The organism is Hyphomonas sp., assembly GCF_046313735.1.
Classification (GTDB): domain Bacteria; phylum Pseudomonadota; class Alphaproteobacteria; order Caulobacterales; family Hyphomonadaceae; genus Hyphomonas.
On record NZ_JBKBXW010000009.1, the window covers coordinates 59,129 to 77,830 of the forward strand.

Here is an 18,702-nt window from a genome sequence, read left to right on the forward strand (position 1 = left end):
GGGCCTCAAGGCCGGACCTGGCCCGTGCCGCGCACGGCATATTTGTAGGTCGTCAGCTGGTCGGCGCCCACTGGCCCGCGCGCATGGATACGCCCCGTTGCAATCCCGATCTCGGCGCCGAACCCGAACTCGCCGCCATCTGCAAACTGCGTCGAGGCGTTGTGCAGCACGATGGCGCTGTCGACCCGCGCAAGGAATGTCTCGGCTGCGGCGCTGTCCTCGGTGATGATCGCATCGGTATGTCCGGACGACCAGCGATCGATATGCGCCAGCGCGCCCTCCAGCCCGTCGACCACGGCAACCGACAGGATCGGCTCCAGATATTCCGTCGCCCAGTCTTCATCCGTTGCCGGAGCAATGTTCGGCATCAGCGCCCGCGCCTGCGCGTCGCCGCGCAGTTCGCAGCCCTTCGCTTCCAGCGCTTCCGCAATCCGGGGCAACAGGTCCGCCGCCACGCTTGCGTCGATCAGCAGGGTTTCGGTCGCGCCGCAGATCCCCGTGCGGCGCATCTTGGCGTTCACCGTGATGGCCACCGCCTTTTCCGGGTCCGCGCCGGAATGCACATAGGTGTGGCAGAGCCCTTCCAGATGGCCGATCACCGGCACCCGCGCCTCTGCCTGTACCCGCTCGACCAGGCTTCGCCCGCCGCGCGGCACGATAACATCCAGCGCGCCGCCAAGCCCGCCCAGCATCAGGCCCACGGCCGTCCGGTCCGTCGTGCCGACAAGCTGGATTACATCCTCCGGCAGGCCTTCTGCTTTCAATGCGCTGCGCATCGCCGCCGCAAGCCGCCCCGAGGAGTGCGCGCTCTCCGAGCCTCCCCGCAGGATTGCCGCATTGCCGGAGCGCAGGCACAGCGCGCCAGCATCCGCCGTCACATTCGGCCGGCTTTCATAGATGATACCAATTACGCCCAGCGGCACCGCCACCCGCGCAATGTCCAGCCCGTTCGGCCGGCTCCAGCGCGCCAGTTCCCGGCCGATCGGATCGGGCAGGGCAGCGACCGCTTCAACGCCTGCCGCAATCGCCTCCACACGTCTTTCGTCCAGTGCCAGCCTGTCCAGCATCGACGGGGCGAGACCCTTGTCCCGCGCAGCGGCCATATCCTTCGCATTAGCCGCCAGGATTTCCGCAGAAGCCGCGCGGATGGAGGCGGCAATCGCCTTCAGCCCCCGCGTCCGGTCGTCTGGCGTCAGCAGGCCGAGCGCGCGGGACGCTGCACGGGCGCGTTGGCCCATGTCCATCATGGTTTCGGTCAGATCGGCGAGGGGCGGGTCAACAAGACGGGTCATGGCCTCCAAGTGCCGCAAATGCTGCATGGCCGCAAGCCTGCCCCCTTTCAGGCTTCATCCAGATTGGCGGGCTGACAAGGCGCCAGAAGGCGCTAATGTCCTCTGCAAACAGGAAAACTGCGGAGGAACCCCATGATCGACATCGAAGCGATGCCTTATCTCGCCGACATTCCGCGGGTGCAGGCGCAAATCCGCCCGCAGGCGACCGCCTTCTGGTTCGAGGGCAAGACCACCACCTATGGTGAACTTGAAGCGCGCTCGAACCAGGTTGCCAACGGCCTCCTGCGGCTGGGCATCAAGCCGGGTGACCGGATCGGCTATCTCGCCAAGAATACTGACCAGTATTACGAGATGATGTTCGGCTGCGCCAAGGCGCGCGCCGTCATGAACGGCGTCAACACCCGCCTTGCCGCCCCGGAGGTGAAATTCATCCTCGCCGATGCCAAGGCAAAGGTCCTGTTCGTCGGCAAGGAATTCTACGCCATGATCGACCAGATCAAGGCAGAGCTGCCGGACCTCGTCCGCATCATCACCCTCGATGGCGACCGCGAAGACTGGGACTTCTACCCCTCCTGGCGCAATTCCTGGCCCGCGACGCCGCCCGGCCTTAAGCCCACTGGCGATGATGATGTCATCCAGCTCTACACCTCCGGCACGACCGGCTTGCCCAAGGGCGTGCAGCTGACGAATGACAATTACCGGGCCTTCTTCACCCAGGCGAGCCTGCTCGAATGGTCCAGCTACGGCGTCGATGAGGGCGTGATGAACGCCATGCCGCTTTTCCATGTCGCCGGTGTCAATGTCGGCATCCTGTCTGCAGCCCAGGGGTCGCGCACCGTCATCCTGCGCGACATCGACCCCCAGCTGATCCTGAAGCTCATCCCGGAACACCAGATCGCCCACGCCTTCTGGGTGCCCGCCGTCATCCTGATGCTGACCCAGCAGCCGAACATCAAGGACGTGGATTTCTCCAGCCTGAAACAGGTGTTCTACGGCGCCTCGCCCATCTCCGAGGCCCTGCTGCGCACGGCGGTGGAGATCATGGGCGCCCGCTTCACCCAGCTCTACGGACTGACGGAAACCGTCGGCGCCGGCACCTTCCTGCCGCCGGAAGCCCATGACCCCAGCTGGGGCAAGCTGCGCTCCTGCGGTGTGCCGTGGCCAGGCGCAATCGTCCGCGTCGTGGATGGCACGGGCAATCCGGTGCCAACCGGCGAGGTCGGCGAAATCGTTATCAAGTCCGGCTTCGTCATGAAAGGCTACTGGAACCGCCCGGAAGCGACCACCGAGTCCATCCGGAACGGCTTCTTCCACACGGGCGATGCCGGCTATTTCGACGAGGACGGCTTCCTCTATATCCACGACCGGGTGAAGGACATGATCGTCTCAGGGGGTGAGAACGTCTATCCGGCCGAGGTCGAGAACGCCATCTTTGGCGCGCCGGGTGTGGCCGATGTCGCCGTCATCGGTGTGCCTGATGATAAATGGGGCGAAGCGGTCAAGGCCATCATCGTAAAGAAGCCCGGTGAAGATCCGACCCCGGACAGTATCATCGCCTGGGCGAGGGAGCGCATTGCCAGCTATAAATGCCCGAAGAGTATCGACTTCATCGACGCCCTCCCGCGCAACCCCTCCGGCAAGATCCTCCGCAAGGATTTGCGCGAGCCCTATTGGAAAGGGCGTGAGCGCCGCGTCGGCTGAGGCCGTCAGGGCAGCGCGACGAATTGCGGCCCGGTTCCCTGCTGCCCGGCCTTGTCGCCCGGGTTGTATAGCGCGCAGCGCTTCAGCGAGAGGCAGCCGCAACCGATACAGCCATCAAGCGTCTCGCGCATCTCCTGCAGCGCTGAGATCTTTGCGTCCAGCACCGCCCGGACCTTCAGGCTGATCGCCCGCCAGTCCGCCGCATTCGGCGTGCGCCCGTCCGGCAGGCTGCGGAACGCTGCGCTGATCTCCTCGATCGACAGCCCCAGCGACTGTGCAATCCGCACGAACGACACCCGGCGTATATCCGCGCGCAGGAAGCGCCTGTGCCGCCCGCTGCTCCGGAACGAGCGGATCAGCCCGCGCTCCTCATAATATCGCAGCGCAGACACGGCGACGCCCGTGCGCTGCGCCAGGTCGCCAATTGTTAGGACGTCGGAAGATTTCATGGGAGTGATTTTCTGCTTGATCTCAAGTGGACTTGAGATTGTATCGGAAGAGCCAGGCACAGTCCAGCTCAGGAGACACGCATGGCTCTCGCAAACCCCCGCCCGCCCCGTATCGAGCATGTGAACATTACCGTTCCGGATTCGGAATACACCGCCCGCCTGTTCGAACAGATTTTTGGCTGGCACGTTCGCTGGCGCGGCCCGGCCATGAATGGCGGCCACACTGTCCATGTCGGCTCTGGCGACCATTATCTCGCGCTCTATTCTCCGGGACCGGATCATCCGTGTCCGCAGCAATTCGAGAAGGGCCTGCCCCTCAACCATATCGGCATCGAGGTTGACGACATCGTCGCCATCGAGGCCCGCGTGCGCGAGGCCGGCCTGCTGCCCTTCAGCCATGCAGACTATGAGCCGGGGCGGCGATTCTATTTCTTCGACGAAAGCAATATCGAGTTCGAGATCGTCAGCTACGTCCCCGTCCTCGAGATGGTTCGGTGACGGCGCAGCCAGCCGGCTGTCACATCGTTCAGTGCGCGAGCTTCATCCAGTCGCGCGCCGCCTGCAGGGCGATCTTGACCTCATCGGTGCTCATCATCTCCGCCATTTCCTGGCGCTGCAGCTTGGCATCCTCATGCCCGCGCACGGCGGCAAGGTTGAACCATTTGTGCGCCTCGACGAGGTTCACATCCGTGCCCGTGCCGGTCGCATAAGCGAGCCCTGCGCGGTAGAGGTCTTCGGTATTGGAGTGCGCGCCGAGCAGGCTGGCGGGCTCCACCGGTATGTCTGAATAGGCCATCTCTTGTTCCTTTGTCCCATCTGTCTGACCGGCCGGGTTTTCCCGTGCGCGGCCTGAATGCCATCACGCGCCGGATCATCCGGCGACGGACAAAGCCTGCCCGAGGAGGGTTGGAACAAGGTTAATTTCGCATTTGCCATGCGCCCGGAGCGTTAACGCATGACGGGCCTACAATTAGGATTCGCCCGATTCCGGCGCGTCCATCCCGGGATAGCGCGCGAAGGCCGGGATCTCATGCAGCCGGGCAGCCCATGGCGCGGCCTCCGCCAGCTGCACCTGCGCGCCCGGAGAAAAGGCGCCCGGATCATCCAATGTCATCGCCTGCACATCGATCAGCCCCGGCAGGAAGGTCTCGTTGATATAGTAGAGGCCCGTCCCGCACGCCCCGCAGAAATAACGGAAACTGTCGCCGGAAGAGTTCACCGCCCGCGCCTCGCCGCGCGTGATCCTGAACACCTCCTTCGGCATCACCGCCCAGGCGACCATCGGCGCGCCGGAACTCTTCTGGCAGTCCCGGCAATGGCAGACCGCCACCCTGTCCGGCGGCGCCGAGAGCTCATACCGGACTTCTCCGCACTGGCAGCCTCCCAGAATGGCCATGCCCATTCCTCCCAAATGTTCATGATTTGTTCATCATATGCGGCGGGCCGCGCCCTGTCAAACAAAAACCCCGCCGTTTCCGGCGGGGTTTCGGCTTTACTCTGGCTCAGCCTGAAATCAGGCGGCAACCTTCTTCTTGGCCAGCGACTTGGCGAGCTTTTCCATCGCCTTGCCCTTGTCGATATTCTCGACAGCTGCCAGCTCGCGGGCCATCCGGTCCAGCGCGCTCTCATACAGCTGACGCTCGGAATAGGACTGCTCCGGCTGGTCATCGCCGCGGTGCAGGTCGCGAACGACTTCCGCAATCGAGATCAGGTCGCCCGAATTGATCTTCGCCTCATATTCCTGCGCCCGGCGCGACCACATCGTGCGCTTGATGCGGGCCTTGCCGCCCAGCGTCTTCAGCGCATCGTCCACCAGTTTCGAGCCGGCCAGCGCGCGCATGCCCGAGGCTTCGGCGCGATTCGTCGGCACGCGCAGGATCATCTTGTCCTGGTCGAACGCCACAACATAGACTTCCAGCTGCATGCCCGCCACCGTCTGCGTTTCGATACCGGTGATCCTGCCGACCCCGTGCGCGGGATAGACAACACTCTGCCCGACCTCGAACGAATGTGTCCGAGCTTCTGCCTTCTTTGCCATGTTTGGTAAGACCCTTATCTACACACAGTGCAAGAGACGAGTTTCCCCAGCCCAGTTCCCGGATAGGTTCTGAGTTAGGATTTCCCGCTCTTCATAAGTTGTTGCTCAAGTCTTAGGGGTAGCACAATCTTGCAGGAATTACAACAGTCTGGAACAGAGCGCCCCGGAAAAAGGTCCGTTTCAGGACGATTTCAAAGGTTAACGCCGGATTCGCCATGGAAGTTGCGGAAACTCCGCAAACTGCGGCCACTGCAATGCGTTCGCAAGTCCGGCGAGCCTGGGGATCAGTCCCCGGTACCGGGGTTCGGGCTGAAATATTTTTCCAGCTTGCCGGTTTCCTGCGCAAACTGCTCGCGGTCTGCCGGCGGCTCCCGCATCCGGGTAATGTTGGGCCAGACCTTGGCATATTCTGAGTTCAGCTTCAGCCATTTGCCGTCCGGATCGTCCTCGGTGTCCGGCTTGATCGCCTCCACAGGGCATTCCGGCTCGCACACCCCGCAATCAATGCATTCATCGGGATGGATGACGAGCATGTTCTCGCCCTCATAGAAGCAGTCGACCGGGCAGACCTCGACACAATCCATGTATTTGCAGCGGATGCAGGCATCGACAACGATATAGGTCATGGGGGCAGGGGTCTCGCAGGCTGAATTCGACCCGCCACTTGGCGGGGACGGGCCCAAGTGTCAATGAGCCGGGCTACAAGGCGATGGCAGATCCGCTCACCCCGCCCCGCTGCTGCGCGCTTCGGCGGCCCGCCGGGCCTGCGCCCGCAGCACATCATCGACATGCAGAAGGCCCGCCACATGGCGCACATAGGCGTCCTCAAGCTCGCTGTGCTCGCCATCGGCAAACACCACCCGGTAGATCGCCTCGATCACCTTCACCCGCTCCGCCAGCGGCAGCTTTTTCGTGTGCCGGGTGAACTGGTGACTGCCCACCGCTTCTTCCGCTAGCGTTTCCGCTTCCGCGAGCACGGCATCCGCCTTGGCGGCATCGAAATGGAACACTTCCAGCAGGATCTCAGCGATCATGTCGCTTTCGATGTTCACATATACCCCGTCCACCAGCGCCGCCTCGACCAGCAGCGCGGCAATCGCCGTCTCCGCCGGCATGGGCTGTTCGGCAGGCGTTTTCGGCGTCAGCAGTTTTCGGATGCGGTCCATCATGGTTCGGCCTCCAGGGCGCGGTAGAGCGTCCGTGCTTCGTCTGCCGGGCCCCGGCGCTCGCCAAGGTCCAGAACTTCCACCGAATAGATACGCCCCGCCTTCCCGAATGTCACCACATCGCCCACCGCAACCAGTGCGCCGGGTTTGTCAGTGCGCCGTATCTGGCCAAGATGCGACAGGCGCACCCCATGCCCCCGCACATGCCCTGTAGAAAGTGCGCGCGTCTTGAAAAACCGCGCGCGCCACAGCCAGACGTCGAGGCGCAGCGTGCCTGCGTCCGTCATTCGAACGGTTTGTAGACGAAGCCTGCCTCCGCAGCAGGCTCAGCTGCTGTCTCGGCAGTGGGGCGTTCGCGCCTCGGCTTTTTCGGCTTGGGCGCCCGGGGCGGTTTCGGCGGCGGCAACAGGGCCGCCAGCGCCGCAAACGGGCTGTCAGGGTCTGCCTGCTTGCGCGGCGGCGAGGCCTGGCGCGGTCCGCCCCGCTGATCGGGCCGCTGGTCTGACCGTTGACCTCGCTGACCACCCTCCCTGGGGCCGCTGCGGCCTTCCGGGCGCGGGCCCTTGCCCTGCGGGCGGTCTCCTTGCGGACGCGGCGGCCGGTCACCTGGCGGCGCACGCTCGCGCCGGGGCGGGCGCCCGCCCTCGCTTTCCGGGTTCGCGCGCGCTGCATAGCGCCACAGTGTGACCGCTTCACTCTCCTTGTCGCGCTCGGCCGGCGCCAGGCCGAACCCTTTCAGCACGGCCGGCCAGTCATCCGCCGGGCATGACACCATCGAGGCGAGGTCAATCGGAATGGCGAATGCGTTCTTGCCGGCTTCCTTGCGGCGTTTCGAAATCTCCCAGCCAAGCCGCTCGGCGAGGTCCGCGCGCACCGCCCGGCGCCCGAAGCGCAGATAGCCATTGGCGGTCAGCGCCTCGTCCGGCCAGGTCCCGTCCAGCGGGAAGGATCCCGCCCCCTCCGGCGCCAGCGGATAATCCGCCCCGCCCGCCACCGCCCTCAGAATCGCAATCATGCGCTGCGCTGCTGGCTTCTGCGCGTCCGGCACATGCACCGCCACCCGGCCTGCGCGGATGCCCGCCGCTTTCAGGGCTTCCCGCTGGTCCGGTGTCAGGCGCACAGGTGGGTCATCCCGGCGCAGATCCACCGCCGCGCCGGTCTCCAGGATGCGGAAGGCGAGCCCCCGCGCCATGCCTTCCAGCTTGTCGCCGCTTTCCCCGGCCGCGAGGCGCGCATGTGTCGGCAGGACCCGCGTAATCTCGCCCTTCAGCCATTCTTCCATCCGCTGCAGGGCAGGGGCACGCTCAGACGGCTCCACCTCCACCGCGCCGATCAGCTCCAGCCTCGGCGCCATCCAGCTCGCCCCGCGCAAGAGGCGCGCCACCGGCGCCTCGCGGAACTCGATCTCGGCTGCGCCCGTCAGCTTGAAGGCGTCTGCCGGCGCGCCGGTAATCTCGGCCAGCCGCTGGCTCAGCACCGGGCGGATCGCCGCCAGCGCCGCGCCGCGCACAGCCTTGCCTTCCAGCGTGCGGGCATCCACTGCCGGCTCGAACACAAGGCCCCGGATACGGCCGACCAGATGGCCTTCCACGGTCACATCGCCGTCCGGCGTCAGGTTCGTCACGAGGGCGTCTTCCTTCCTGAGGCCCGCGAGCAGCGCCGTCGTGCGCCGGTCCACGAAACGGGCCGTAAGCGCCTCGTGTAGCGCGTCCGACAGGGAGTCTTCAATCTCCCGAGTCTTCTGCTGCCAGTAGGCAGGGTTCTCCAGCCAGTCCGGCCGGTGCGCGGCGTAGGTCCAGGTCCGGATCGCGGCGAGGCGCTGCTGCAGCTGCGCGATGTCCCCGCGCGGCTGGCCGAGGTCCTCCATCCGCCGTTCGAGACCCTCATCGGAGAGCCGCGCATCCGGGTCGGCCAGCGTATCGGCAAGGCCCAGCACCAGCCGTCCATGCCCCTCCGGCCCTGCCTTGCGGAAGTCCGGCAGCCGGGCAAGGTCCCACAACCGGCGCACCTTGCGCTCGCCAGTCACATTGGGGCCAATGCCGCCATCCTCGCTCATCCGGCGCAGCACCCATTCGTCCAGCGCGTGCGGATTATGGATCAGCACCGGATTGCCGGAGGGCCGCTCAAGGCTGCGGATCAGGGTTTTGAGACTGGAGAAATCGAGCGCAGATGAGCGCCACTGCACCGCGCCCACCGGGTCGAACCGGTGCTGCTCGATCGCTTTCCACTCTTCCTCGGCAAAGTGCGGGCAGGTGCCCGTCTCGCCAAACTCTCCATCCGTGCGGAAGCGTCCGGCCCGGCCCGCGATCTGCCCGCATTCGGCCAGCGACAGCGCGCGGTGGCGCCGCCCGTCAAACTTCGCGCGCGAGGCAAACACCACCCGCCCGACATCCAGGTTCAGCCCCATGCCGATGGCATCGGTCGCCACGATGTAATCCACCTCGCCGGACTGGTAGAGCGCAACCTGCGCATTGCGCGTGCGCGGGCTCAGCGCCCCCATCACCACCGCCGCGCCGCCCTTCTGCCGGCGCAGCAATTCGGCAATCGCGTACACTTCCTCGGCTGAAAAGCCGACAATCGCCGTCCGCTTCGGCAGCTTGGTGATCTTGGTATGGCCGGTATAGCGCAGCTCCGAGAACCGCTCCCGCGGCTCCATCTCCGCGCCGAGTTTCAGCTCGCGCAGCACACCGCGCATCGTGTCGGCGCCCAGCAGCAGCGTCTCGTGATTGCCGCGCAGGTGCAGGATACGGTCGGTGAACACATGTCCCCGGTCCTCGTCCTCAGCCAGCTGGATCTCGTCGATGGCGACAAAGTCTGCCCGCACATCCACCGGCATCGATTCCACCGTGCAGATGAAATACCGCGCCGTCGGCGGCACGATCCGTTCCTCGCCGGTAATCAGCGCCGCATGTGGATATCCCTTCGCGGCGACAACCCGGTCATAGACCTCCCGCGCCAGCAGGCGCAGCGGCAGGCCGATCATGCCGGTGCCATGCCCCAGCATCCGCTCGATGGCGTAATGCGTCTTGCCGGTATTGGTGGGGCCCAGAAGGGCCTTCAGCGTGCTCATGAAGGCGCAAGGGATGGGCTGCGGCGCGCGTCAGGTCAAGCGCGGGCAGCCTCCATCCGGATCATGCCCATCATCTCGGGCCGGAACCCGGGCGGCAGGCGCGTGCCCGCATCATACAGCGCCCCGGTGAACACAGCCCCGGCCGCATCGCCCCACAGGCAGGTCGCCCCGCTGAGGTTCGCGCCGGACAGGTCAGCTTCCTTCAGCAGCGCGCCGGTAAGATCAGCGCCGATCAGCGAGGCGCACACCAGCCGCGCCCCGCGCAAATTCGCGCCCTTCAGCGACGCGCTTCTCAGGTGCGCATGGGCGAGAGAGGCGCCCAGCAGGCGCGCATGATCCAGCCCTGCGCCTTCAAGGTTTGCCCAGTCGAGCCGCGCGCCCCTCAGTTCGCAATTGCGAAAGCGCACGCCCGCAAAGTCGCGCGCCGTCAGGTCCGCGCCGTGAAAGTCGCGTCCCTCGATCCGTGCGGCGTCGCCTGCTCCGCGCGTTGCGCCCTGCATGTCCGCAATCCCGGTGCCCATCATGAAATTTCCGTCAGCCTTCTGCCTATCTGGGGTTATTCGGCCTCGCAGGGAAGGGCGTTTGCGCCCGGATCTCAAACAATGCCTTGCGGCTGCACTGCAGCGGCGCGATGAAAGTCCGGATTGGACACGCGGCAGCCCTCGTCATAATCTCAATACAGCGTTAACCTATGGAGCTGGGGCGTTCATTGGCATTCGCATGGGGATATCCGGGATGTTCAGACAGTTGACCGCGCGGTCCACCCGCGCCGCTATGGCGGCCCTGCTGGCAGGCGGCGCCTTGCTTGTGGCCTGCGACCGGATCGAGGAGCGGCTTGGCCGGGCCCGGGAAGTCGCAGACGCCTCTGTCGGCCAGATCAGCGGCGAGACCATCGTCGATCCTGGCCAGCGCAATCTCGCCCGGGCCGCGCCGCTGGACCGCGCCATCGCTGGCACGGTCATGGCCCAGTTCGCCGTCGATGAGGAGGAAACCCCGCTCTTTGCGATCGGCTCCATCATCGCCAAACCGAGGGAGCTGGTCGACGACGAGGAAGCCGCAGGCGGCATCTGGGAGGACGACTATTTCGACGAGACCTCCGAGGAGGATCTGTCAGGCGATCCCGGAGCGCCGGTGGCTGGCGCACCCGTGGTGGAAGGCACCGCCCCGCGCACAATCGAAGAGCTGAGGCCCGCCTTGCGGCAGGCCGAGATCGCGACCCCCGAAAACCTGCGCCGCATCCGGATTGACCCCCGGGACATGCAGGAAACCCGGCAGGAAGTGGCCCGCGCCGCCCGCGACCTTGAACAGATTGCCATTGAAGCGCCGGGCGACATGGTCCAGCAGCGCCGGATCCAGCGGTCCGAAATTCGGGCGCTAGAGCCGGAAGCACAGGAGGAAGTGCTCAAACTTGCCCGCCGCGCTCCGGTGACGCGCCAGGCCGTCCGCCGCCAGCTTGATGCGAATGAAGTGATGCTCGAAACCATGTCGCGCTATGGCATGGGCGGCGAGGTGCAGCTCTCCCGTCAGGGACAAATGGTCATCCAGCTGGGCACCGATGGCGCCAGCCCCACCCAGTTCCGCGGCCGCGCCGCCGCTGCCGAATTCCTCGCCCGCGCCGATCAGGTCGACTGCCCGGAGAATGCGAGCATCGAGACCATTCGCGCCGACCTCGCGCTCGCCACCGCCTGCATGGTCCGCGACCTGCAGGACTCCGGCCAGTTCGAATATGTCGAGCGGGATTATATCTTCCAGAACCAGTTCGCCCGCCGCCCGCCCGAAAGCCAGCCCGGCACACCCGGCGCCAGCCGCCCTCCGCAGGCTGGTACGCCCGCAGCGCCCCAGCCCGCCAGCTTCCTGCCGAACGACCCCCTCTGGGCGCTGCAATGGCACTTCCGTGATCGCGGTACCGCCGATGGCCGCGCGCCGGGCGGCGCCGGTTTCGAGAGTTTCTGGCAACGCCAGGGCACAGCCGGCTCACGCGATGTCGTCGTTGCCGTGGTCGATACCGGCATCCAGAAGGACCATCCGGACATTGCCGGCTCGCCCAACATCATGCCGGGCTGGGACATGGTGTCCGATCCCCGCATGGGCAATGACGGCGATGGCCGCGATCCTGACCCGACCGATCCCGGCGACATGTGCGACCCGACGCGGCCCGGGGCTGCTGACAGCTTCCATGGCACGCATGTGGCAGGCACTATCGGTGCGGCGGCGACTAACAATGGCTCGGGCGTTGCCGGCGGCGCCTGGAATGTCCGCATCGTCCCGGTGCGCGCGCTTGGTAAATGCGGGGGCCGCCTGTCGGATATCAACGACGCGATTCGCTGGGCCGCCGGGCTCATTCCGGCGGAACATCCTGACGGCCGTGAGGTGTGGAACGAGAATCCCGCCCATATCATCAACCTGTCCATCGGCCTGCTCGGGGCCTGCCCGGCATCCCTTCAGGACGCCATCGATTCTGCGGCTGCCGAGGGCGTTCTCGTCGTCGCCGCTGCGGGCAATGCCCGCCTGCCGACCAGCTTCTATGCGCCCGCCGGCTGCCGGAATGTCATCACCGTGGCGGCAGCAGATGCGCGCGGCCACATCACGCCGTATTCGAATTTCGGACCGGAGGTGATGCTGCTCGCCCCGGGCGGCGACCTGACCCGGGATGACAATGGCGACGGCAAGCCGGACGGTGTCCTGTCCACCAAGCGGGCGACCGACTGCTTTGATCCGGTCACCGGCGAAGGCGTCGAGAATTGCTATTATGCCTACGAGCAGGGCACCAGCATGGCCGCGCCGCATGTCTCCGCCGCGCTCGCCCTCCTGCGCGCCCGCGATCCGGATGCGCGGCCCGGCGACCTTGTCAGTAAGCTGATGTCCTCGGTCGATCCCCGCAGCACGCTTCAATGCGCGAGCCCCTGTAGCCAGTATCCCGGCACGACGCCCTTGCCGGATGATCCGGAAATGTGTTCGCGCCCCTGCGGATCGGGGCTGCTGAACCTCGCGAATGTTCCGGTGCCGCCCGCCAATAGCGGGTCCAGATAACCGGATGGGCTGGCCGAACCTCCCGCTTGATCTCCGTGGACCGCTCGGCCTGGTTGGTGCCGGCCTGCTCGCGGGCGCTGCCGCGCTGGTCACCGCCGGCATCACCGGGGGCGGCAACTCCAATCAGGGCGCGGCGTCCGTCGAGGCTGCGGTGATCGGTTCTAGCGAAATGCCCGCCGGTTCAGCCGAAGCGTCAGAAGACGGGCCAATCCCGCTGGTTGAGCCAGCCGGAGATCTAGCCTCGGTCGAGGTTATTCCGCCCGCGATTGCGCGCCCGGTGATTGATCCGGAGCCGGCACCGCTGAGCGAAGTGTCCCCCGCAACCCGCCCCCCGGTGGCCCTCCTGTCGCCCCAGCAGGCCGGCGGCGGCCCGGTCAGCATCCCTGCGCGGGCCGGCATGGCGGAAGTCGTCTACATCGTCCGCCTGCGCGGCGCCCCGGAAGCCGACCTCATCACCCGCAATTTCCGCCGCGATCCGCAGGCTGCCTATGCCGCCTGGGCCGACCTTATCGAGCGGGTGCCCGAACTCGCCGAGTTCGAACTTGCCGGCGCCACCTATTCCGGCGAGCTCCGCCTGCTGTTCCGGATGCCGTCGGCGACACCTGCGGCCGTGCGCGCCATTCAGGACCGCCTGCTCGCCATCGAGGGCGTCGCCTATGCAGACCCCGATTTTATTGCCCATCCGGGTAAGGAGGATACGCCATGAAGCTGCTCAGCCCGCTCGTCCTGTCACTGATGCTGACGGCAGCCCTGCCCCTTGCGGCCTGCGACCAGCTGCCCGGCCGCGCCCCGGGCCCCGCCGTGCCCGCTGACGGCCCGGTTCCGCAGCCAACGGAAGAGACCATTCCCGAGGCCGCTGGCGGCGACCTGCCGGTCCATCCCCAGGCGGCCGCCAGCGACACCGCGATCGACTGGGACGCCGCCCGCCGCGATCTGGCCTCCCGCTCGCCGGACAGCATGGTCGGTGCCTTCCAGGTCGCCTCCGGCGAAGCGGCCCCGCCCGTGCCAGTCTTCCTGCCCTCCGCGCCAGTTACCGCCCAGAGCGGGGAGGAGGGTCTGCGTTTCCAGCCGCTCGCCGATGGCTATTTCGCCTTCCTGCCGGGTGAGCGCTGGGACGCTGTGGTCAATGGCACCAACCGGGTCATGCTGGCGCCCGGCGAAACCCGCCAGCCGCGCAGTGACACATTCCTGTTCCAGCCAACCCTCACCGGCGCCCAGGTCTCCTTCTCGCGCTATGGCGCAGACTATCTCGTCGAGTTCGAGTGCAAGGAGCTGACGAATGGCCAGCCCACCTGCATCACCGCCGACGAGGCGGTCGCCTTCGCGCAGGATCTCGTGATCGCGGGGACACGCTGATGCGCCGGGCTTACTCCGCAGCCGGCCTCGCCTTCATTCTCGCAACGCTTGCGGGATGTGATGTGGTCCGTTTCCCCGGCGATGGCCGCCCGCCGCCAGAGCTGCCCCCGGTCGGCCCCGTCACGCCGCCCCCGGCGGACCCTTCGCCGGATATCCCTGTGCCGGACCCTGCCGGCGGCGATCCCGCCATTCCGGACGATCCGTCCACGGAAGTCCCCGTTGATCCGCAGCCGGACGACCCGGCCACGCCGGATCCCGTCCCCCAGCCGGACCCTGAGCCCGAGCCTGAGCCGGAACCTGAACCTCCGGCACCTCCGCCGCCCCCACCGCCACCGCCTGCGCCGGTCTTCAGCTTCTATGCCCCAGGCGCGCTGCTGCCGGGCACGGGCGGCGGTTTCCCGGAACAGATCGTCCATGCGCCGGACATGCTGTTCCCTATCAAGTCGGCCCCCGCCTATCTCCAGTCGCAGGTCTACACGTTCGGCGGCGGCATTGCCGGCGGCGATCAGTGTGATGCGCGCAACTATGCCTATCCCTGGCGGGACAATTTCTGCGAAACCCGCACGGCGGATCGCGGCACACCCTTCTGCCCGGTCCACCGGGTTCATCAGGGCCAGGACATCCGCGTCGGCACGGCGGCCGATTGCAACGCCCTGCGCCGCCAGACGCCCAGCCAGCGCGGCCTCCATGAGGTTATCGCGGTCGAGGACGGCGTCATCACATCGGTCGGCACCTATACGGTCAAGCTGCGCGCCGGCGGCACGATCTACAATTACATGCACCTCAACATGAACCGCCTGTCGGTGACTGCCGGCCAGTCCGTCCGCGCCGGCGACCTGCTCGGCTATGTCTCGAATGATTTCGGCGGCACGCCGACGACCATCCACCTGCATTTCGAGATCGTCCAGAACAGCGGCGCGCATGGCTGGGTGCACGTCGCGCCCTACCTGTCGCTGGTCGCGGCCTATGAGCGGCGCCAGAACGGTCCGGGCGAGCGGCTCGAACAGCCGGTCGTGACTGCGTCCGAAGAGATTTGGCAGATCCCCGAGGGCTTCGTCTTCACGGATTGATGCCGGCCAGATGGAATGCAGAGAGGCCCGCAGGCAGCGGCGGCCTCAGCCCGAAATCGCCTGCTCGTCGCGCTCGCCGGTGCGGATGCGCAGGATCGATTCCAGATCGTGCACGAAAATCTTGCCGTCGCCGATCGTCCCGGTGTTGGCCGCTGCGGTGATCGCCTCGATGAACCGCTCCACCTCGTCATCGGCGCAGGCAAGTTCCACCTTCACCTTGGGCAGCAGGCGCACTTCATATTCCGCCCCGCGATACACTTCCGTCTTGCCCTGCTGGCGGCCATAGCCGCGCACTTCAGTGACCGTCAGGCCGGTGGCGCCTGCATCGGAAATGGCCTCGATCACGGCATCAAGGCGGCTCGGCTTGAAAACGGCAGTGATGAGTTTCATGGCCTTGAGTCCCCCTGAAGATGCGGATGCTGCGCTTGCGAACGTAACCTACATAACAAATTCGTCAATGTTCATCCCGTCTCGCCGCCGGGGCAGGGCGCGCCAGACGGATCCGGTCGGTCACCGGCGCCGCCGCGCCGCCCTTCGGCGGGGCATAGAGCCGCTTCACCGCCTCGACCAATACCACCCCGCCCAGCCCCGGCGCCAGCACCCGGCCAATCGCCTCCCAACCTTCAGCGGCTGCCGTCACCAGCTTCACATCCATCGGCGGCATGTAGAGCGCGCTGGATGAGGCTGTCACCTGGAACAGGCCGATGGAGAGCAGGTTCGCCAGCTGCGCCCGCGTCCAGGGCCGGCCCTGCCCGAAGGGCGTGCGCGTCGCGCGTGACCACAGCCCCGCCCGGTTGGCCGCCGCCAGCACGATCCGCCCCTCCGGCGCCGTGATCCGCCAGATCTCGCGCATATAGAGGCGCGGGTCGCCGGTCTCTTCCAGCCCGTGCAGCACGATCACCCGGTCGAACATCCCGTCCGGAAAGGGCAGGCGCGGATCGCCCACCGCCACGGCGGAATTGCCCCGCCCGGAATAGTCCCAGCGCACCAGCCCATGCTCATGCGGCACCGCCGCCACGATCCGCGCCGGCCCCGCCGCAAAGGCATCCAGCACCGGCAGCGCATAGCCGAGCCCCAGCATCGACAGCCCCCGGCAGTCGCCCCAGAGATCCGTCAGCTTGCCCGACAGGATGCGCGCCGCCGCCGTGCCCAGCGGGGCGCCATAAAAGCGTTCAAGGGTGACGGCGTCCTGTCGCATCGCTATGGCTTAGCCGGACCACCACTCAGACAGGAACACAGAAAGGGAGACGTTGGAAATGAGCATCGTGATCGACATACACCAGTTTCCATGCCTGAACGATAATTACGGCTATCTCATCCACGAGCCTGTCTCGGGCCGCACCGCCGCCATCGACACGCCTGATGCCGCGAAATATCTTGAAGAAGCCTCAAGGCGCGGCTGGACCATCACCGATATCTGGAACACCCACTGGCATCCCGATCATGCCGGCGGCAATCTCGCCATCAAGGAAGCCACCGGCGCTGTCATCACCGGCCCAGCAGGCGAGGCGGCGAAAATTCCCGGCCTCGACCGCCCGGTCAAAGGCGGCGACATCGTGGCGTTTGGCGGGGTGGAGGCGCTCGTGATCGACGTGCCCGGCCACACGCTCGGCCACATTGCCTTCCATGTTGCCTCCGCCGGCGCCGCCTTTGTCGGTGACGCGGTCTTCGCGCTCGGCTGCGGCCGCGTGTTCGAAGGCACCATGCCGATGATGTGGGACAGCCTGAAACGCCTGAAGGCCCTGCCACCGGAAACACAGCTCTATTGCGCGCATGAATACACCGCCTCGAACGCCCGCTTCGCCGTGACGATCGAGCCGGAAAACAAGGCCCTGAAGGACTATGTGGCCTGGATCGAAAAGCAACGCGCCGCCAACGCGCCCACCGTGCCCGCCCTCCTCAAACGCGAACTCGAAACCAACCCCTTCCTGCGCGCGGACCTGCCGGAAATGCAGCTCGCCATGGGCCATCCGGGCGACGCCGCAGCCACCTTCGGCGAAATCCGCAGCCGCAAGGACCGGTTCTGATGGAGCGTGCCCTCTCCGGCGATCTCGGCGCGCGGGAAATCATCCGCCTGCTGAGCCTCGCCCCTCATCCCGAAGGCGGCCATTACGGCGAAACCTATCGTCCGCAGGCGGAGGGCCGCCCGGCGCTGACGGCCATTTACTATCTTCTGCAGGCGGATGAAGTCTCCGCCTGGCACCGCGTCGATGCCGATGAAGCATGGCTCTGGCACGCGGGCGGCCCGCTCGCGCTCACCTTGTCTCCACCAGACGGGAGGGGCGCAGCTTCAATCATCCTCGGGCCAGACCTGCGCGCCGGCCAGCGCCCACAAGCCATAATCCCGGCCCATCACTGGCAGGCCGCCGAATCTCTCGGCGCTTGGACCCTCGTCTCCTGCCTCGTCGCCCCGGGCTTCGATTTCTCGGGCTTCACCCTCGCCCCGCCAGGCTGGCGCCCGGAGGTATAGCGCCCCGCAAGGCTTGCTCCTGCGCCCCACTTCACGTCTCATGTCACCCCGGCAGAAGCCGGGGCTCAGCGACAATAAATCACCGCACTCTGACAATCCGGGAAAATCCGGGTCCCGGCTTCCGCCGGGATGACATGCGGGAAGGGCATCGCACGCAAATAGAACGATCCGTGCGCTGAGCGCTTTCCGGGCGCCCCCGATCAGCTCGCGATATACTGCGCGCCGTTCACCGTCATCGTCGCGCCATTGATGAAGGCGGCTTCATCCGAGGCGAGATAGACGCAGATCGAGGCGATTTCCTCGGCCTTGCCCAGGCGGCCCACAGGGATCGTTGCGATGATGCCTTCCAGGACTTCGGGTTTAACCGCCTGCAGCATCTCGGTGTCGATATAACCGGGTGCCACGGCATTGGAGGTGATGCCCTTCTTGGCGCCTTCATAGGCGAGCGCCCGGGTAAAGCCGATCAGCCCGGCCTTGGCGGCCGAATAATTTGCCTGCGTGAACTGGCCCTTCTGGCCATTGATCGAGGAGATGTTGATGACGCGGCCGAAATTCCGCTCCCGCATCCCGTCCCAGACCTGCCGGGTCACGTTGAAGGCCGAGGTCAGGTCCACATCAATCACTTCGCGCCACTGGTCACGCGTCATCTTGTGGAAGGGGGCGTCGCGCGTGATGCCAGCATTGTTAACCACAATGTCCACCGGGCCGACCGAAGCCTCGATCTCCTTCAGGCCTGCGCCGACTGCGTCATAATCGGCCACATCGAATTTGAAGACGCTGATGCCCGTCTCGTCTGCGAACGCCTTCGCGGCGGCATCATTGCCGCCATAATTGGCGGCGACATTGTATCCCTTCGCTTTCAGCGCGAGGCTGATCGCCCGGCCGATGCCGCGTGTTCCGCCTGTCACCAGTGCTGTACGTGCCATGTTGTTAATTTCTCCCCTCGGTTTGTTTGTCTTCACGCTTGCCCGCTCGGGCGGACAACTTCAATAGCGCATTGGTCTTATCCAGCTTTTGTGCCAAGATTTCGCACTAGCACAAAAATTGCTTGCTCCACGAG

21 protein-coding genes are annotated in these 18,702 nt (G+C 66.1%); 8 read left to right on the top strand and 13 right to left on the bottom strand.

The features are described 5' to 3' along the window. Window positions 1-5: 5 nt before the first annotated feature. Entirely contained in the window at window positions 6-1,292 is a 1,287-nt protein-coding gene (locus tag ACK4SV_RS06280) for a glutamate-5-semialdehyde dehydrogenase (RefSeq protein ID WP_409916955.1), read from the bottom strand. Window positions 1,293-1,424: 132 nt separating this feature from the next. On the opposite strand from ACK4SV_RS06280, the gene ACK4SV_RS06285 reads away from it, so the two are divergent. Then, a complete protein-coding gene (locus ACK4SV_RS06285; protein WP_409916956.1) occupies window positions 1,425-2,993 on the top strand; it encodes a long-chain-fatty-acid--CoA ligase in 1,569 nt (522 codons plus the stop codon). A 5-nt stretch (window positions 2,994-2,998) separates the two neighbouring features. Here the strand turns inward: ACK4SV_RS06285 and soxR are convergent, their stop codons facing one another. Further along, window positions 2,999-3,442, bottom strand: coding sequence for a redox-sensitive transcriptional activator SoxR (soxR, locus tag ACK4SV_RS06290; protein WP_409916957.1), 444 nt, complete (start codon window positions 3,440-3,442; stop codon window positions 2,999-3,001). Between the two features lie 81 nt (window positions 3,443-3,523). Between soxR and ACK4SV_RS06295 the strand changes: the two genes are divergently transcribed. Beyond that, entirely contained in the window at window positions 3,524-3,940 is a 417-nt protein-coding gene (locus ACK4SV_RS06295) for a VOC family protein (RefSeq protein WP_409916958.1), read from the top strand. A gap of 28 nt (window positions 3,941-3,968) precedes the next feature. Here ACK4SV_RS06295 and ACK4SV_RS06300 read toward each other — a convergent pair whose 3' ends face one another. The 8 genes from ACK4SV_RS06300 to ACK4SV_RS06335 all read right to left on the bottom strand — a co-directional run bounded on the left by ACK4SV_RS06300 (window position 3,969) and on the right by ACK4SV_RS06335 (window position 10,240). Next, entirely contained in the window at window positions 3,969-4,238 is a 270-nt protein-coding gene (locus tag ACK4SV_RS06300) for a hypothetical protein (protein ID WP_409916959.1), read from the bottom strand. A gap of 174 nt (window positions 4,239-4,412) precedes the next feature. Then, on the bottom strand, window positions 4,413-4,838 hold the full coding sequence (locus ACK4SV_RS06305; protein ID WP_409916960.1) for a GFA family protein: 426 nt from the start codon (window positions 4,836-4,838) through the stop codon (window positions 4,413-4,415). Window positions 4,839-4,955: 117 nt separating this feature from the next. Next, on the bottom strand, window positions 4,956-5,480 hold the full coding sequence (locus ACK4SV_RS06310; protein ID WP_409916961.1) for a CarD family transcriptional regulator: 525 nt from the start codon (window positions 5,478-5,480) through the stop codon (window positions 4,956-4,958). A gap of 284 nt (window positions 5,481-5,764) precedes the next feature. Then, complete coding sequence (gene fdxA / locus ACK4SV_RS06315) at window positions 5,765-6,106, bottom strand: ferredoxin FdxA (RefSeq protein WP_409916962.1); 342 nt, start codon at window positions 6,104-6,106, stop codon at window positions 5,765-5,767. A gap of 96 nt (window positions 6,107-6,202) precedes the next feature. Beyond that, entirely contained in the window at window positions 6,203-6,649 is a 447-nt protein-coding gene (locus ACK4SV_RS06320; RefSeq protein WP_409916963.1) for a TerB family tellurite resistance protein, read from the bottom strand. Next, complete coding sequence (locus ACK4SV_RS06325; RefSeq protein ID WP_409916964.1) at window positions 6,646-6,933, bottom strand: RNA-binding S4 domain-containing protein; 288 nt, start codon at window positions 6,931-6,933, stop codon at window positions 6,646-6,648. Before ACK4SV_RS06325 ends, ACK4SV_RS06320 begins: the two co-directional genes overlap by 4 nt. Then, a complete protein-coding gene (locus ACK4SV_RS06330) occupies window positions 6,930-9,716 on the bottom strand; it encodes a helicase-related protein (RefSeq protein ID WP_409916965.1) in 2,787 nt (928 codons plus the stop codon). The genes ACK4SV_RS06325 and ACK4SV_RS06330 overlap by 4 nt, the downstream gene beginning before the upstream one ends. A 35-nt stretch (window positions 9,717-9,751) precedes the next feature. Next, the gene (locus tag ACK4SV_RS06335) at window positions 9,752-10,240 is read right to left on the bottom strand and encodes a pentapeptide repeat-containing protein (RefSeq protein ID WP_409916966.1); all 489 of its coding nucleotides are present in this window, start codon (window positions 10,238-10,240) and stop codon (window positions 9,752-9,754) included. Between the two features lie 211 nt (window positions 10,241-10,451). Here ACK4SV_RS06335 and ACK4SV_RS06340 point away from each other — a divergent pair, with 211 nt between their 5' ends. The 4 genes from ACK4SV_RS06340 to ACK4SV_RS06355 are packed head-to-tail and all read left to right on the top strand — an operon-like array spanning window position 10,452 to window position 15,172. Further along, window positions 10,452-12,746, top strand: coding sequence for a S8 family peptidase (locus ACK4SV_RS06340; RefSeq protein ID WP_409916967.1), 2,295 nt, complete (start codon window positions 10,452-10,454; stop codon window positions 12,744-12,746). Window positions 12,747-12,750: 4 nt separating this feature from the next. Continuing rightward, entirely contained in the window at window positions 12,751-13,452 is a 702-nt protein-coding gene (locus ACK4SV_RS06345) for a hypothetical protein (protein ID WP_409916968.1), read from the top strand. Further along, on the top strand, window positions 13,449-14,102 hold the full coding sequence (locus ACK4SV_RS06350) for a hypothetical protein (RefSeq protein WP_409916969.1): 654 nt from the start codon (window positions 13,449-13,451) through the stop codon (window positions 14,100-14,102). Before ACK4SV_RS06345 ends, ACK4SV_RS06350 begins: the two co-directional genes overlap by 4 nt. Next, window positions 14,102-15,172, top strand: a complete 1,071-nt coding sequence (locus ACK4SV_RS06355; RefSeq protein ID WP_409916970.1) for a M23 family metallopeptidase — start codon at window positions 14,102-14,104, stop codon at window positions 15,170-15,172. Before ACK4SV_RS06350 ends, ACK4SV_RS06355 begins: the two co-directional genes overlap by 1 nt. Window positions 15,173-15,217: 45 nt before the next feature. Here the strand turns inward: ACK4SV_RS06355 and ACK4SV_RS06360 are convergent, their stop codons facing one another. Continuing rightward, complete coding sequence (locus ACK4SV_RS06360) at window positions 15,218-15,562, bottom strand: P-II family nitrogen regulator (protein ID WP_409916971.1); 345 nt, start codon at window positions 15,560-15,562, stop codon at window positions 15,218-15,220. 64 nt (window positions 15,563-15,626) lie between these two features. Continuing rightward, window positions 15,627-16,370: a methyltransferase domain-containing protein gene (locus tag ACK4SV_RS06365; RefSeq protein ID WP_409916972.1), complete on the bottom strand. Its 744-nt coding sequence runs from the start codon at window positions 16,368-16,370 to the stop codon at window positions 15,627-15,629. 58 nt (window positions 16,371-16,428) lie between these two features. Between ACK4SV_RS06365 and gloB the strand changes: the two genes are divergently transcribed. Together gloB and ACK4SV_RS06375 are read left to right on the top strand one after the other, a co-directional pair. After that, window positions 16,429-17,199 carry a hydroxyacylglutathione hydrolase gene (gene gloB, locus ACK4SV_RS06370; RefSeq protein WP_409916973.1) on the top strand — a complete coding sequence of 257 codons (771 nt, stop codon included), beginning with the start codon at window positions 16,429-16,431 and terminating at the stop codon, window positions 17,197-17,199. After that, window positions 17,199-17,642, top strand: a complete 444-nt coding sequence (locus tag ACK4SV_RS06375) for a cupin domain-containing protein (RefSeq protein WP_409916974.1) — start codon at window positions 17,199-17,201, stop codon at window positions 17,640-17,642. The genes gloB and ACK4SV_RS06375 overlap by 1 nt, the downstream gene beginning before the upstream one ends. A 200-nt stretch (window positions 17,643-17,842) precedes the next feature. On the opposite strand, the gene phbB is transcribed toward ACK4SV_RS06375, so the two are convergent. Next, window positions 17,843-18,568: an acetoacetyl-CoA reductase gene (gene phbB / locus ACK4SV_RS06380; protein ID WP_409916975.1), complete on the bottom strand. Its 726-nt coding sequence runs from the start codon at window positions 18,566-18,568 to the stop codon at window positions 17,843-17,845. Window positions 18,569-18,702 lie beyond the last annotated feature (134 nt).

What these genes read in the sequence shown, in the direction of transcription:
- ACK4SV_RS06355 (WP_409916970.1), top strand. Translation starts at nt 14,102, where the DNA reads ATGCGCCGGGCTTACTCCGCAGCCGGCCTCGCCTTCATTCTCGCAACG.
- soxR (WP_409916957.1), bottom strand. Translation starts at nt 3,442, where the DNA reads ATGAAATCTTCCGACGTCCTAACAATTGGCGACCTGGCGCAGCGCACG.
- fdxA (WP_409916962.1), bottom strand. Translation starts at nt 6,106, where the DNA reads ATGACCTATATCGTTGTCGATGCCTGCATCCGCTGCAAATACATGGAT.
- ACK4SV_RS06310 (WP_409916961.1), bottom strand. Translation starts at nt 5,480, where the DNA reads ATGGCAAAGAAGGCAGAAGCTCGGACACATTCGTTCGAGGTCGGGCAG.
- ACK4SV_RS06295 (WP_409916958.1), top strand. Translation starts at nt 3,524, where the DNA reads ATGGCTCTCGCAAACCCCCGCCCGCCCCGTATCGAGCATGTGAACATT.
- ACK4SV_RS06340 (WP_409916967.1), top strand. Translation starts at nt 10,452, where the DNA reads ATGTTCAGACAGTTGACCGCGCGGTCCACCCGCGCCGCTATGGCGGCC.
- ACK4SV_RS06325 (WP_409916964.1), bottom strand. Translation starts at nt 6,933, where the DNA reads ATGACGGACGCAGGCACGCTGCGCCTCGACGTCTGGCTGTGGCGCGCG.
- ACK4SV_RS06345 (WP_409916968.1), top strand. Translation starts at nt 12,751, where the DNA reads ATGGGCTGGCCGAACCTCCCGCTTGATCTCCGTGGACCGCTCGGCCTG.
- phbB (WP_409916975.1), bottom strand. Translation starts at nt 18,568, where the DNA reads ATGGCACGTACAGCACTGGTGACAGGCGGAACACGCGGCATCGGCCGG.
- ACK4SV_RS06280 (WP_409916955.1), bottom strand. Translation starts at nt 1,292, where the DNA reads ATGACCCGTCTTGTTGACCCGCCCCTCGCCGATCTGACCGAAACCATG.
- ACK4SV_RS06330 (WP_409916965.1), bottom strand. Translation starts at nt 9,716, where the DNA reads ATGAGCACGCTGAAGGCCCTTCTGGGCCCCACCAATACCGGCAAGACG.
- gloB (WP_409916973.1), top strand. Translation starts at nt 16,429, where the DNA reads ATGAGCATCGTGATCGACATACACCAGTTTCCATGCCTGAACGATAAT.
- ACK4SV_RS06360 (WP_409916971.1), bottom strand. Translation starts at nt 15,562, where the DNA reads ATGAAACTCATCACTGCCGTTTTCAAGCCGAGCCGCCTTGATGCCGTG.
- ACK4SV_RS06335 (WP_409916966.1), bottom strand. Translation starts at nt 10,240, where the DNA reads ATGATGGGCACCGGGATTGCGGACATGCAGGGCGCAACGCGCGGAGCA.
- ACK4SV_RS06300 (WP_409916959.1), bottom strand. Translation starts at nt 4,238, where the DNA reads ATGGCCTATTCAGACATACCGGTGGAGCCCGCCAGCCTGCTCGGCGCG.
- ACK4SV_RS06285 (WP_409916956.1), top strand. Translation starts at nt 1,425, where the DNA reads ATGATCGACATCGAAGCGATGCCTTATCTCGCCGACATTCCGCGGGTG.
- ACK4SV_RS06365 (WP_409916972.1), bottom strand. Translation starts at nt 16,370, where the DNA reads ATGCGACAGGACGCCGTCACCCTTGAACGCTTTTATGGCGCCCCGCTG.
- ACK4SV_RS06305 (WP_409916960.1), bottom strand. Translation starts at nt 4,838, where the DNA reads ATGGCCATTCTGGGAGGCTGCCAGTGCGGAGAAGTCCGGTATGAGCTC.
- ACK4SV_RS06375 (WP_409916974.1), top strand. Translation starts at nt 17,199, where the DNA reads ATGGAGCGTGCCCTCTCCGGCGATCTCGGCGCGCGGGAAATCATCCGC.
- ACK4SV_RS06350 (WP_409916969.1), top strand. Translation starts at nt 13,449, where the DNA reads ATGAAGCTGCTCAGCCCGCTCGTCCTGTCACTGATGCTGACGGCAGCC.
- ACK4SV_RS06320 (WP_409916963.1), bottom strand. Translation starts at nt 6,649, where the DNA reads ATGATGGACCGCATCCGAAAACTGCTGACGCCGAAAACGCCTGCCGAA.